Origin of the sequence: Paenibacillus sp. FSL R10-2778 (genome assembly GCF_038593035.1) — a bacterium.
In the GTDB taxonomy this organism is placed as follows: Bacteria; Bacillota; Bacilli; order Paenibacillales; family Paenibacillaceae; genus Paenibacillus_AQ; species Paenibacillus_AQ odorifer.
Genome location: NZ_CP151956.1, coordinates 145,306 through 157,879, shown reverse-complemented (window position 1 = coordinate 157,879; position 12,574 = coordinate 145,306). Strand labels below are relative to the sequence as shown.

Here is a 12,574-nt window from a genome sequence, read left to right as displayed (position 1 = left end):
ATCCTCAGCCATGCTCACTTACAAAAGATACGAATGTATAGATCTCACCGTACCGTACACCCTCTGCTTCAACCGTGTCCGTATCCAAACGCTTCACCGTTTCAAGCTCTTCTGGACCTGCAGCAAGTCTAGTAACGACTGCATGACCCTCTGACCGCAGGCGTGTTGCCTCTTCCAAGCCTTCTTTTCTGCGAATCGCATCATATTGGATCAAAATAGGCAGCTCTCCCTCTTCGGCCACTCCAGTTACACCATCCAGGATGCGATTCGTTTTTAAGGAAAATCCTGTGGATGGGATCGGACGCCCAAACTGTTGCAGCAGATTGTCATATCTACCACCACTGCATACCGGAAATCCTAACTCCGCTGCATAACCTTCAAAAGTCATGCCTGTATAATAGGAAAAGTCCCCGATCATCGTCAGATCAATCAGTACATGCTGTGATACGCCGTAAGAGACCAGCACCTCCCACACCTTGCACAAATGATCAATCGAATGACGCGCGAGCGGATGATTGCTCAGCTCTAGCGCCTGTCCACAAATCTCCTTGCCTCCGCGCAGACGCAGCAGCCCATCCAGTTCGTTCTTCTGCGCTTCTGTAAGATCCAGCCGCCGTAAAGTCTCCCGGAAAGAAACATAGTCACGGCCCAGCAAATGACTTTTCAGCTCCTCTTGAGCCTCAGGCAGTTCAGGAAGTGCCTCTTGAAATAACCCATTCAGAAAGCCTACATGCCCCATAGCGATCTTAAAAGACTTCACACCCGCGGCTTGCAGCGAAGAAATAGCAAGCGCAACTACCTCCGCATCGGCTTCAGGTGAATCATCACCTACCAGCTCTACACCTGTCTGGAAGAACTCCGCTTCCCGCCCCGCTTCTTCCTCAATGGCACGGAATACATTCGCGTGATATGACAGACGCAATGGCAGTGGCTCATCCTTCAATAGAGAGGCAACAACACGGGCAACCGGGGCAGTCATTTCTGATCGAAGCACCAAAGCCTGACCACGATTGTTAAGTAATTTATAGAGCTTCTGGTCCGACGTAGAGCTAGCCACGCCAACTGTATCGTAATATTCCAACGTTGGAGTCATCATTTGCTGATATCCCCAGCGACTCATGCAATGCAGTACATCGTTCTCAATTTTGCGCAATTTCGTTACGGCCCGGGGCAGATAGTCCCGAACGCCCGACGGCTTCTCAAATCCCTTTGGTTTGGACATCTTCATTGTTCACCTCGTCAGTTATCATTAGATACTGTTTATGTTTACTTTACTATGGTAAAGTGGTAGCAAATTAAAGTATTTTCAATATCGTATCATGTTCACTGCTTTTTCGTCAATCAAACCCTTAGTCGAGCGTTTGGCATTTTCTTTATTTTTGCCTCCCCGCTTATCGAATACTATAATGAGCTAATACGATTGTACTTCATAATTTTGTAATTGGTGTTCTAAAAATATACTTTCAACTAGAAAGAAGGGCTAACGCTTGACTAAATCCTATATGATTGGCGTTGATATTGGTACTACAAGTACAAAGGCAGTTCTCTTCGAGGAGAATGGAGCCATAGTTGCACAAGCGAATATGGGTTATCCCTTGCATCAACCCTCCCCTTCTATAGCGGAGCAGGACCCAGAGCAAATCCTACGTGCAGTCTTTCATACCCTCTCTAATGTCATGCGGCAAAGCGCCGTAACTCCAGATAAGATCCTATTCGTCTCATTCAGTTCAGCCATGCACAGTGTCATTGCAATTGATCAGCTGGGTAAACCACTTACTGCCTGCATCACTTGGGCTGACAACCGTAGTGCCGGATCTGCACTTCGCCTGAAGAACGAGTTCAACGGACATGAGTTGTATTTGCGCACAGGAACGCCTATTCATCCTATGTCACCGATTACCAAGCTAATGTGGCTTCGGGAAGAGCAGCCTCAGTTGTTTCAACAAACCTATAAATTCATTTCTATAAAAGAATACATATTCGCTCGGCTGTTCGGCGAATACATCATCGATCATTCCATTGCCTCTTCTACAGGCATGCTCAACCTTGAACTTTTGGAGTGGGATCAAGAGGCCCTGGAGATAGCCCATATTTCACCAGGTCAACTCTCACGGCTTGTTCCCACCACAGAGATCATGCAAGGCCTGCTTCCCGGTCTAGCAGAGGAGCTACTACTGCTCCCGACGACACCTTTTGTCGTAGGAGCCAGTGATGGCGTCTTGTCCAACCTTGGCGTAGGCGCGATTAAACCCGGTGTAGTGGCCGCAACGATTGGAACAAGCGGAGCGATTCGCACCGTAGTGGATCACCCGCTTACCGACCCTAAAGGACGGACCTTCTGTTATAACTTAACCCCAAAACATTGGGTGATCGGAGGGCCCGTTAATAACGGTGGTATGCTGTTCCGCTGGGTACGGGATGAGTTCGCTGCTTCTGAAGTCGAAACCGCCAAACGTCTTGGCATTGACCCTTACGAGGTTCTAACGCGCATCGCGGAACAAGTTCCGGCAGGTAGCGGTGGTCTTCTATTCCATCCTTACTTAACTGGTGAACGGGCACCGCTGTGGAATCCTGATGCTCGTGGCTCCTTCTTCGGCCTTTCTATGAATCACCATAAGGAGCATATGATTCGCTCGGTACTAGAAGGCGTAATCTTCAATATGTATATGGTTCTGCTGGCTATGGAAGAGCAAATCGGGCGTCCTAGCAAAATTCTGGCTACAGGCGGCTTCGCCCGTTCCTCAATCTGGCGGCAGATGATGTCTGATATTTTTGATCAAGAGGTCATCATTCCGGAGAGTATCGAAAGCTCCTGCCTCGGAGCAGTAGTGCTTGGTCTATACGCAACGGGCCGTGTGGACTCCTTCGATGTTGTATTCGACATGATCGGTTCAACTTACCAGCATGATCCGATTGATGAACATACCAAAGTGTACAAGCAGCTGCTGCCGATTTATATTTCCGTCTACCGTAGTCTGGAAAGCCAGTATCAAGCTATTGCGGAGTTTCAGCGGGAACAAGCTGGAGAATAGACAAAAAATAAAAGCGCCGGTCAACCCGCATATACGGGAGACCGGCGCTTTTATATTACCTAGCAGTAGACTATGTGCTTATGGAGCCTGTTTTTGCTTTCTTTTGTGCGCCTGATCCGAAAATAATCCAAGACGCAGGCACATACCGGAAGACGAGAGCCACTGCCAGCCATGAAACCAGCAGCGCAACAAGCCATCCTCCTACAATCGCTGCGATGTACGCAAGAGAACCCCCGTGAAATGGTAATTTTCTATAGAAATACAGCAGCATAGGGTGCAATAGATAAATTCCGAAGGAGCATGCTCCCACAGATACCAAAAGTCTTGTCAGCAAGCTACGACCCGCCCCATAGAGCAAGAAGGAGATTTGCAACAGCACCACACAAGAGAGCAGCGCATGTAGATTAGAGAAACCCTCATACCATAAGCTGTTGATGACAGTTTTTTCCGTGTAATTGTTAAACCATAGCTCAACATGAACAACCCCTGCTACAATCCATAACAACCACAACGTAATCCAAACCGGACCTTTACCGGCGCGCCAGCCTTCACGTGAAGGCACTAACCATTTTTTCAAAGAAGAGTAATACACTGCAATCCCAGCACCCAGCAGGAAATACGAGAAATAAGTGATCGCCAGACTCCCCTTGGATAACTGCCAATACCCGTGATTGGTCATGTATTTATTCAGCAACACAAAACCCCACTGTAGTAATAACCCGATCAGCGGCGCCCAAGCCGCCAGATGACGAACCTTTTGCAAACACCACAAAATGAGCGGAAATAACACGTAAAACTGAATAATGATAATAATATAATACAGATGCGTATATGCCGTTCCTGTCCATAAATACTTCCATAGCTTAGAAGCCATCTCCCCCGGAGGTAAGCCCCAAGTATTCCCGGCATTCATTTTTAACGCAAAATACAGCAGTGAAAATACTACATAAGGCACAATAATATAAAGCAGCCTTCTAGTGTAGAACTTTCCTAGCGTTTTGCCACCCAGCGGACGGTCAATATAGTTATAGAAGAGCACGAACCCACTCAAAAATATGAATGAAGGTACGGCGAACTGGCTGAATTTATTAATAAATAAGAACGGATGAAACATGTTTGTACCTAGTGTCTCCGCCAACGTTCGTGAAGTAGCATGAATAGCCAGCACTGCAAAAATAGCAATCGCCCGAAAAATATCCAGCTGCGGAATTCTTTCTTTTTGTCTCATAATCTTTCCTCCTGTTAAGCTCCGCATCGAAATGATGCCTTTTTAATCAAATATTATGAAGGCTACTTCCCCACGTTTAAGCGTGTGCGTGTATCAGACCTTCTTCTAACGCTATTTCTCCTGCTGCACGAACCCCTTTGCCCGTTCCTCAGAGATATAACCTGACTTTTCCTGCGGATTGGATTCCAAAGAGCGAGGCACGCTTCCAAAAATAATCCATGAACCCGGAACTCGCCGGAAAGCAAACTGCACAATAAGCCAGCTCCCTCCCAGTGCGACCACAAGCCCTCCGTAGATGAACAAAACATATGTTAGCGACTCTAGGGGAATCTGATATCGGAACCTGCGATATACCGCCAGCAATAGCGGATGAATCAAATATATCGCAAATGAGAGTTCACCCAAACGTGTTAAAAAAGCAACAATCCCGCGAGAGGCCTTACGGTAGATCAGGAATGTAGCATACAACAGAACCAATGCTGATAACATCGTATGGACATTCCATAATAGCTCGTACCACAGCGAATCCGTCCACACCCCAAAATGGCGGGCCACATACCAAAGCTGCACATGGATAAAGGCTGCAATTAACCACCCGCTCACTAACAGGGCAGTCCATCCCTTTTGCTTGGCAGTTAGCTCCCTCCATGGCTTCATCAGCCACGTCTTCACCTTCTCAAAGTGAATCGCGATATAAGCACCCATCATATAATAAGCCAGATAAGAGATCGCCAGGCTCCCTTTTTCAACAATGTGCAGTTCGTATTTATTCCAGAAAATAAACCCCCACTGAAGTGCCAATCCGAGCGGAACCGCCCATTTAATTAAAAAGCGGGAACTCTGGAGTAGCTTAAGCAGTACTGGAAAAAGCAAATAAAACTGAATGCTGATAAATACAAAATACAAATGCGCATATGCGGAACCTGAGAATAACGCTCTAATAAAGCTGTACAGGTTGCCACCGAGGTTCTGGGTCAATCGTCCGTTCACATATAAGGTTAGTGCATAATAGCCCATAGAGGCTAGCAGATAAGGTAATAAAATATACTTTAATCGACGACGGTAGAAATTAATAATCAAGCTGCGTGTCACAGGACGCCCATAATAATTATAAAACAATACGAAGCTGCTCAGAAAAATAAATGAGGGCGTACCGAATTTAAAGAAAATGTTGATCCAGTTCAGCCAGTAATAATAAGGGGAATGCAGTGCCTGCTCTCCAGCCGCAAAAGATGAGGAATGCACATGCAATACGCCTAAGATCGCTAATGCTCTGAAAATATCCAGCTGGGGCAGCCTTTCCTGTCTCGCAGTGTTCATATTATATTCCTCTTCTCTACTATGATGGTTGTTCATAGAGACGCTAAGCGGAATGTGGAAACTGAAAATACCAGGAAGCCTGCACCTGCTGATTTTACATTCTGATATTTGAAGCTGAATGCCTAGCGTGGGATTCGCCTTATCACTAACGCTAATTATATCGAATGTATCTGTTCTAAAAACTTAAGAAGAACTTAAAGTTTCCTTAATAATCTTCTCTAAGACGCAAGAAACCCTGCAGAACCTGCGCTAAAAAAACGCAATATGTAACTGCAGGGTTAAAAAAGCATCGTTTACACTTGTTCCGCATGTTCTTCCGTTGAAGAGGGGCGCAGCTCTCGCAGAGGATTGCCTCCGACAAAAGAGCCAGCCGCCACATTTTTGTGCACCACGGAGCCAGCAGCTATAACTGCCCAATCTCCAATGGTTACACCGGGAAGAATCGTTGTATTCGCGCCGATCAATACATTTTCACCGATCACCACTTCGCCCAGGCGATATTCCTTGATCAGATACTCATGCGCCAGAATCGTCGTGTTATAACCAATAATAGAATTCTCACCTACCGTTATTTTCTCCGGAAAAAACACATCCACCATTGCCATAAGACCAAAAGCCGTGTGTTTACCAACCTTCATCCCCAGCATCCGTCGATAGATCCAATTCTTTAACGGTAGAATCGGACAATAGCGGGCAATCTGAATAAAAATAAAGTTGCGGACACCCTTCCAAGGGCTGACCGTACGGTAAATATACCAAAGTGAGTTATGACCTTCTACTGGATAACGGGTTACGTTTCTCACGATTCATTCGTTCCTCGCTCCATAATTTCTATAATATCCTTCATGTTATGGATGATAAAGTCCGGATCATACTTGCGGAGCGTATCCTCGCCCTTCAAAGACCAAGATACTCCAGCAGCGTATACACCGGCAGCTTTGGCTGATTGAATATCAACTGCACTGTCACCTATCATTAAGGTTTTGCGAGGATCAACACCAAGATTGTGGACCGCTGTCAGAACGGGCTCCGGATGTGGCTTTGGTTCAGTAACATCGTTCACAGTCACAATCGTATCCATGTACTTAAGCAAATCGAACCTTTCCAGGGTCTTGATCGTTGTTGGACGGATCTTAGTAGTTACAATCCCAAGTTTGATCCCACGACGCGAGAGCTCCTCAATAGTCTCCTTTACAAGCGGGAAAGAACGCACTAACTCATCATGATGCTCATTATTATAAGAACGATAGGACTTTTCTAACGTACCATTTACATCCTCTAGTCCAGAGAATACTCTCATCTGTTGCTGAAGGGTTGTTCCCATATGCGGAATTATCTCTTCTCTGGTCAGTGGAGCCAGACCATTGTCCTTCAGCGCGTACATAAATGAACTAATGATTAGCTCATTCGTATCGACAATCGTTCCATCCAGATCAAAAAGAACGCATTCTATCATAAGTTTTACTGCTCCTTCTTATCTCCATCCGCTGGCTGTCCTTGCTCAGGTTGTGTTCCTTGACGAGTTTTCTGCGGTGTATTTACTGCGCTTTCTGGCACTACAGTATCTGCTTGGATCGGTTTAGTACATACGATAGGGTCAGAATAATGTGCTTTAGGCTCTCCGGTTACTCTGCGAATAACGATCAGCAATATAGCTGCCACAATAATCAGTAGAGAAAGCAGCTGAGAAATACGAATATTACCATAGGCAGGATCCAAATATCCTTGTTCAAAACCTAACCATTCCATCGGACTCCATAAGCCGTTTATAAACGAAGCCAGTCCTGCACTTCCGTTAAACGCTAAACTGTCAGTACGCACAGCCTCGATGAAGAACCGACCGATGGAATACCATATAAAGTAAGACATGAAGATTTCTCCAGCACGTACAAACTTCTGACGACGGAGAACCATCAATAACGCAATCCCTAGTAAGCTCCAAAGAGATTCATACAGGAAGGTCGGATGATGAAAAGCATCCCCTATGTACATTTGATTAACGATGAAGTCAGGCAAATGCAGTTTATCCCGTAAAAAAGATTCCTCAACTACGCTGCCGTATGCCTCTTGGTTGACAAAGTTTCCCCAGCGGCCAATCATTTGACCCGCCAGTAGTCCAGGTGCGCAAATATCAACAATACGCCAGAAAGGGTAACCCTTATAACGGAAATAAATAATTCCGCAAATAATCGCTCCTATTAATGCGCCGTAAATGGCGATGCCGCCATTCCAGATCTTAAAGACGTCTATCAGATTATGCTTATAATCGTCCCATTTAAAAGCTACAAAATAAATCCGTGCCCCTATAATTGCCGAGGGTACACCCAGTAGCAGCATATCCATAAAGAATTCTTGCGGGATTCCGAACCGTTTGCCCTCGCGGATCGCAAGAAATAATCCCGCGAGTGCACCGACCCCTAGTATTAACCCGTACCAGTGTACAGGTAGTGATCCAATTGAGAATACAATAGGATCTATTGCTAATGGGAACATTGTCTCACACTCCTAATCGAGATCGTCCATATCCTCAGATATGGTCGCAGTTAACTTATTCGTAAACTGCAGGGCTGCATTAAAGCCCATTTGCTTCAGGCGATAGTTCATCGCAGCAACCTCAATAATAACGGCAAGGTTACGTCCTGGACGTACAGGAATGGTTACAAGTGGAACATCGGTATCAATAATCCGCGTTGTTTCCTCATCAAGTCCAAGCCGGTCATACTGCTTGTCTTGCTGCCAAGCCTCTAATCTAACGACAAGTGTAATCCGTTTATGATTACGGATAGCACCCGCACCAAAAAGTGTCATTACGTTAATGATACCTACTCCGCGAATTTCCAACAAGTGACGGATCAACTCAGGGGCTGTACCATGCAGCTGGTTATCTGAAGTCTGGCGGATTTCCACGGCATCATCAGCGATCAGTCTATGTCCACGTTTTACAAGTTCAAGGGCTGTCTCACTCTTACCAATACCACTACTACCAGTAATCAGCATACCTACACCATATACATCACAGAGCACACCATGAATCGTTGCTGTAGGGGCTAATCTCCCTTCTAAGAAGCTCGTCAAACGGCTGGAGAAAATAGTCGTAGCCATCGAGCTACGAAGCACAGGAAGTCCCTTTTCATTACTTATATCAATTAACTCCTGTGGCACATCCAAACTACGGGTAATTACGATACAAGGGGTATTGTCATTACAGATTCCACGAAGCCTACTTTTACGTTCAGCTTCAGGCAGCATGGAGAAGAATGCGAGTTCTGTCTTACCTAATAGTTGAACACGTTCTTCCGGATAATATTCGAAATAACCAGCAATCTCTAGTCCAGGGCGATTCAGGTCATCGACCGTAATAGGTCGTTTTAGACCTTCCTGGCCGGAAATAACCTCTAATTGAAAATGTTGTACCAATTCAGATACTTTTACTTTCTTAGCCATGTAAATTCGTCCTTTCGTCACCTGCGGTATATGTCCGCTTACTGCGTCCGGTTGACAGCGATCTCATTACAATTCCGGAGGTAATTCTCCTGCTATCTTAATTGATAACGCTTGTGAATGCAATCTTAACGCCTATCCATTACGACCCTAATTAAACAATAAAGCCACCCTTTCGGGTGGCTTTATCAAGAGAGAAAAGATCCTGCGATCTTATCCCAACAGAATGTTAACTTCGGATTCTTTATCGAAGAAGTGAACTTTGTTCATATCGATAGCCAATTTTGGCTTGCTGCCTTCGCGAGTAGTGGAACGTCCATCTACACGAGCGATTACAGTAGATTTACCAAGGCCGCTCAAGTAAAGGAGCATTTCGTGACCAAGGTTTTCAGTTACATCAACCAATGAAGTAAAGATTGTGTTCGGGGAAGCTTCCAAGAATACTGGCTCTTCATGGATATCTTCTGGACGAACGCCCATAATTACTTCTTTGCCAATGTAGCCTTTGCTGCGGATGATTTGAGCTTTTCCGCCTGGTACTTCAACATCAAGGTTCTCAGCGCGGAAACGGATAGAACCGTTTGCTTCGGACAAAGTACCATTGATAAAGTTCATTGTAGGGGATCCGATAAATCCAGCTACGAACAGGTTAGTTGGTTCATTGTACAACTCTTCAGGGGAAGCAGCTTGTTGAATGATACCATCATACATAACTACGATACGGTCACCCATTGTCATAGCTTCTGTTTGGTCATGCGTTACGTAGATACAAGTGGTTTCAAGGCGTTTAACCAGTTTAGTGATTTCAGCGCGCATTTGACCACGAAGTTTAGCATCCAAGTTGGAAAGAGGCTCATCCATCAAGAAGACTTGTGGATCACGTACGATAGCGCGTCCCAAAGCGACACGTTGGCGTTGACCACCGGAAAGTGCTTTTGGTTTACGATCTAGCAAATGCTCGATATCGAGAATTCTAGCAGCTTCACGTACTTTCTTGTCGATTTCATCTTTCTTCACTTTACGAAGTTTCAAACCGAAAGCCATGTTTTGGTATACGCTCATATGCGGATACAGGGCGTAGGATTGGAATACCATCGCGATATCGCGGTCTTTAGGTGCAACGTCGTTGACTACACGATCGCCAATGTACATTTTACCTTCGGAGATTTCTTCCAGACCAGCGATCATACGCAAAGTTGTGGATTTACCGCAACCGGATGGTCCAACCAATACTAGAAATTCCTTATCTTTAATATCAAGATTGATATCCATTACTGTTGCTTTATCTGAACCCGGGTATTTTTTGAAAATATGCTCTAAACGTACGCCTGCCATTGTATTTCCCCCTCGAGTTAATTATTGATTAATTGAAAAATTCTTTTTTCCTTGTACATTTATATTACCCTAGACGGGACACGGTGGCTATTTGTAACGTTCACAAAAAACCTATTTCCTTTTCGTCACTTTATACAAAAGCATAGTAAGCTTCACAATAGCAGCGTCCCCAAAGCTACGCACATCGGCACCCGTCTCCTGTTTTATCTTGTCCAGACGGTATAAAAGCGTGTTGCGATGAATATATAGCTTCTTGGCTGTTTCACTTACATTACAATCCATCTCAAAAAACGTCTCCAGGGTCATCAGCATCTCTTTATCCGATAATACGGAAGAATAGTCGCCAATCTGTCCAAGTAACTGTTTACGCCGTGCATCAGGAATGCTGTTAACCAAACGTTCCAAATGCAGCTCCCAAGGTAAATGAATATATTCACCCACTTGGAAAATACGTCCGAGTACAATGGTCTCCCTCAGCAAGGCCACGGATCCCGTCAATCCCTTAACAGGGACTATAGCCGGAGCTACAGCCAAATGGAATACACCTACCCATTCGCTGGCTATCAGTTCGTGTAAGCCCATACTGGTCTGAGCCAGAATTTCATCTACACTCTCTTCTTCCTCATCCTTATCATCTCCGCCCGTGAGTAGTTCCTTCCGGGCCAATATTAACCATTCTTTTTCTTGAAGAGGTATAAGCAGAATTTCATTCTCAAAATAGCTGCGCAGCAGCTTCATTAAGGAACGATAAGTGATCTGCGGGCTATGTGCATTCTCACTGCTAAGTAGGAATGGAACCATATCTCCGAATAAACGTCCCTTTAGAGCCATCTCATCGGGTATCTCAGAGTCATTTTTCTCTTGCTCCAGTTCGGTGTTCAACCAGATACCCAGCTGCCGAGCCTCCGCTTCCCCTTCTTCTCTAACCCCAGTAGCTTTTAGTGCAATTGCAAAGTTTCGAACTGCATAATTCACTAATTGTATTTCCAAAGAGTTAAGTCCATCCAATTCCACCCAGACAGCGGTTACACGTCCATCAGTCTCATATAATGGTGCCCAAAGATGACCCTCATGGATTACCGGCTGTTCCTGTGCTTCCAATCCCATACTAAAAAGAGAAGCTGAATGTTGCCTACCTAACTGCTTGATTCCGGTTTTCTTTCCGGTGAGCTGCTCTAACTTTTTCCGCAATGTTTCGCTATCCATAGTCACCATACTCCACCACTTTTGCTCTTTTCGCCTATTTTAGCATATTCTCTAATATTATGTTAATCACTACAGCAGCGCGCTACTATAATACGACATAAAAACACAAAAAAAGCCACCACCCTAAGGTGATGACTTTCTGTTTGGGATGAGCCATGAAGGACTCGAACCTTCGACACCCTGATTAAAAGTCAGGTGCTCTACCAACTGAGCTAATGGCTCATAAATGGTGGGGGATGATGGATTCGAACCACCGAACACGTACGTGAGCAGATTTACAGTCTGATGCGTTTGGCCACTTCGCTAATCCCCCAAAAAAGGTGGCTCGGGACGGAATCGAACCGCCGACACGAGGATTTTCAGTCCTCTGCTCTACCGACTGAGCTACCGAGCCATAAGATTACATGACAATTAAGCGGAAAAGTCTTACACTTCCCACTCATTTTGTGGAAAAAATGGCGGAACCGACGGGATTCGAACCCGCGGTCTCCTGCGTGACAGGCAGGCATGTTAGGCCAACTACACCACGGTTCCGCATTAATAAAAAATGGTGCCGGCGAGAGGACTTGAACCCCCAACCTACTGATTACAAGTCAGTTGCTCTACCAGTTGAGCTACACCGGCACGGTGTAAAAGAAATTCTTAAAAGATGAAAATGGTGGAGGCTGAGGGGATCGAACCCCCGACCCTCTGCTTGTAAGGCAGATGCTCTCCCAGCTGAGCTAAGCCTCCAGGTATTATGGTAGCGGCGAAGGGGATCGAACCCCCGACCTCACGGGTATGAACCGTACGCTCTAGCCAGCTGAGCTACACCGCCACAATAATTAGTATTGCTATGGATTGAAAATGGCGGAGAGAGTGGGATTCGAACCCACGCACCGCTTACGCAGTCTAACCCCTTAGCAGAGGGTCCCCTTATAGCCACTTGGGTATCTCTCCAAACGATATCAGTACCACAGCAATCCAAACAGGAATTTGACTCCCTGAAAACTGAATCCGAAACGAATCTGCA

10 protein-coding genes and 8 tRNA genes are annotated in these 12,574 nt (G+C 45.5%); 1 reads left to right on the top strand and 17 read right to left on the bottom strand.

Going from position 1 to position 12,574, the window contains the following annotated elements; genetic code table 11:
* Positions 1–4: 4 nt before the first annotated feature.
* Positions 5–1,222 carry an ATP phosphoribosyltransferase regulatory subunit gene (locus tag NST40_RS00775; RefSeq protein WP_342410318.1) on the bottom strand — a complete coding sequence of 406 codons (1,218 nt, stop codon included), beginning with the start codon at positions 1,220–1,222 and terminating at the stop codon, positions 5–7.
* Between the two features lie 280 nt (positions 1,223–1,502).
* On the opposite strand from NST40_RS00775, the gene gntK reads away from it, so the two are divergent.
* Positions 1,503–3,032: a gluconokinase gene (gntK, locus tag NST40_RS00770; protein ID WP_076277742.1), complete on the top strand. Its 1,530-nt coding sequence runs from the start codon at positions 1,503–1,505 to the stop codon at positions 3,030–3,032.
* A 70-nt stretch (positions 3,033–3,102) separates the two neighbouring features.
* Here the strand turns inward: gntK and NST40_RS00765 are convergent, their stop codons facing one another.
* The 16 genes from NST40_RS00765 to NST40_RS00690 all read right to left on the bottom strand — a co-directional run bounded on the left by NST40_RS00765 (position 3,103) and on the right by NST40_RS00690 (position 12,501).
* Positions 3,103–4,260 (bottom strand): acyltransferase, encoded by a 1,158-nt coding sequence (locus NST40_RS00765; RefSeq protein WP_342410317.1) that lies wholly within the window; start codon positions 4,258–4,260, stop codon positions 3,103–3,105.
* Between the two features lie 111 nt (positions 4,261–4,371).
* The gene (locus tag NST40_RS00760; protein WP_342410315.1) at positions 4,372–5,580 is read right to left on the bottom strand and encodes an acyltransferase; all 1,209 of its coding nucleotides are present in this window, start codon (positions 5,578–5,580) and stop codon (positions 4,372–4,374) included.
* 293 nt (positions 5,581–5,873) lie between these two features.
* Complete coding sequence (locus NST40_RS00755) at positions 5,874–6,383, bottom strand: acyltransferase (RefSeq protein WP_170914218.1); 510 nt, start codon at positions 6,381–6,383, stop codon at positions 5,874–5,876.
* Complete coding sequence (ppaX, locus tag NST40_RS00750; protein ID WP_076126829.1) at positions 6,380–7,036, bottom strand: pyrophosphatase PpaX; 657 nt, start codon at positions 7,034–7,036, stop codon at positions 6,380–6,382. Before ppaX ends, NST40_RS00755 begins: the two co-directional genes overlap by 4 nt.
* Positions 7,037–7,041: 5 nt before the next feature.
* A complete protein-coding gene (lgt, locus tag NST40_RS00745) occupies positions 7,042–8,073 on the bottom strand; it encodes a prolipoprotein diacylglyceryl transferase (protein ID WP_076126827.1) in 1,032 nt (343 codons plus the stop codon).
* A 12-nt stretch (positions 8,074–8,085) separates the two neighbouring features.
* The gene (gene hprK / locus NST40_RS00740; protein ID WP_036687047.1) at positions 8,086–9,024 is read right to left on the bottom strand and encodes an HPr(Ser) kinase/phosphatase; all 939 of its coding nucleotides are present in this window, start codon (positions 9,022–9,024) and stop codon (positions 8,086–8,088) included.
* A gap of 210 nt (positions 9,025–9,234) precedes the next feature.
* Positions 9,235–10,356, bottom strand: a complete 1,122-nt coding sequence (gene ugpC / locus NST40_RS00735) for a sn-glycerol-3-phosphate ABC transporter ATP-binding protein UgpC (RefSeq protein WP_076126826.1) — start codon at positions 10,354–10,356, stop codon at positions 9,235–9,237.
* A gap of 111 nt (positions 10,357–10,467) precedes the next feature.
* The gene (locus NST40_RS00730; protein ID WP_341000899.1) at positions 10,468–11,562 is read right to left on the bottom strand and encodes a helix-turn-helix domain-containing protein; all 1,095 of its coding nucleotides are present in this window, start codon (positions 11,560–11,562) and stop codon (positions 10,468–10,470) included.
* 149 nt (positions 11,563–11,711) lie between these two features.
* Positions 11,712–11,784 (bottom strand) — tRNA-Lys (locus NST40_RS00725).
* A 5-nt stretch (positions 11,785–11,789) separates the two neighbouring features.
* Positions 11,790–11,875, bottom strand: a tRNA-Tyr gene (locus NST40_RS00720).
* Positions 11,876–11,883: 8 nt separating this feature from the next.
* Positions 11,884–11,956 (bottom strand) — tRNA-Phe (locus tag NST40_RS00715).
* Positions 11,957–12,018: 62 nt separating this feature from the next.
* Positions 12,019–12,096, bottom strand: a tRNA-Asp gene (locus NST40_RS00710).
* 14 nt (positions 12,097–12,110) lie between these two features.
* Positions 12,111–12,186: transfer RNA gene (locus tag NST40_RS00705), tRNA-Thr, on the bottom strand.
* A 32-nt stretch (positions 12,187–12,218) separates the two neighbouring features.
* A tRNA-Val gene (locus NST40_RS00700) sits at positions 12,219–12,294 on the bottom strand.
* 8 nt (positions 12,295–12,302) lie between these two features.
* Positions 12,303–12,379 (bottom strand) — tRNA-Met (locus NST40_RS00695).
* A gap of 30 nt (positions 12,380–12,409) precedes the next feature.
* Positions 12,410–12,501: transfer RNA gene (locus tag NST40_RS00690), tRNA-Ser, on the bottom strand.
* Positions 12,502–12,574 lie beyond the last annotated feature (73 nt).

Bases quoted from the DNA above. Each gene is read 5' to 3' on its own strand.
- NST40_RS00775 (WP_342410318.1), bottom strand. From the start codon at position 1,222: ATGTCCAAACCAAAGGGATTTGAGAAGCCGTCGGGCGTTCGGGACTAT.
- gntK (WP_076277742.1), top strand. From the start codon at position 1,503: ATGATTGGCGTTGATATTGGTACTACAAGTACAAAGGCAGTTCTCTTC.
- NST40_RS00765 (WP_342410317.1), bottom strand. From the start codon at position 4,260: ATGAGACAAAAAGAAAGAATTCCGCAGCTGGATATTTTTCGGGCGATT.
- NST40_RS00760 (WP_342410315.1), bottom strand. From the start codon at position 5,580: ATGAACACTGCGAGACAGGAAAGGCTGCCCCAGCTGGATATTTTCAGA.
- ppaX (WP_076126829.1), bottom strand. From the start codon at position 7,036: ATGATAGAATGCGTTCTTTTTGATCTGGATGGAACGATTGTCGATACG.
- lgt (WP_076126827.1), bottom strand. From the start codon at position 8,073: ATGTTCCCATTAGCAATAGATCCTATTGTATTCTCAATTGGATCACTA.
- hprK (WP_036687047.1), bottom strand. From the start codon at position 9,024: ATGGCTAAGAAAGTAAAAGTATCTGAATTGGTACAACATTTTCAATTA.
- ugpC (WP_076126826.1), bottom strand. From the start codon at position 10,356: ATGGCAGGCGTACGTTTAGAGCATATTTTCAAAAAATACCCGGGTTCA.
- NST40_RS00730 (WP_341000899.1), bottom strand. From the start codon at position 11,562: ATGGATAGCGAAACATTGCGGAAAAAGTTAGAGCAGCTCACCGGAAAG.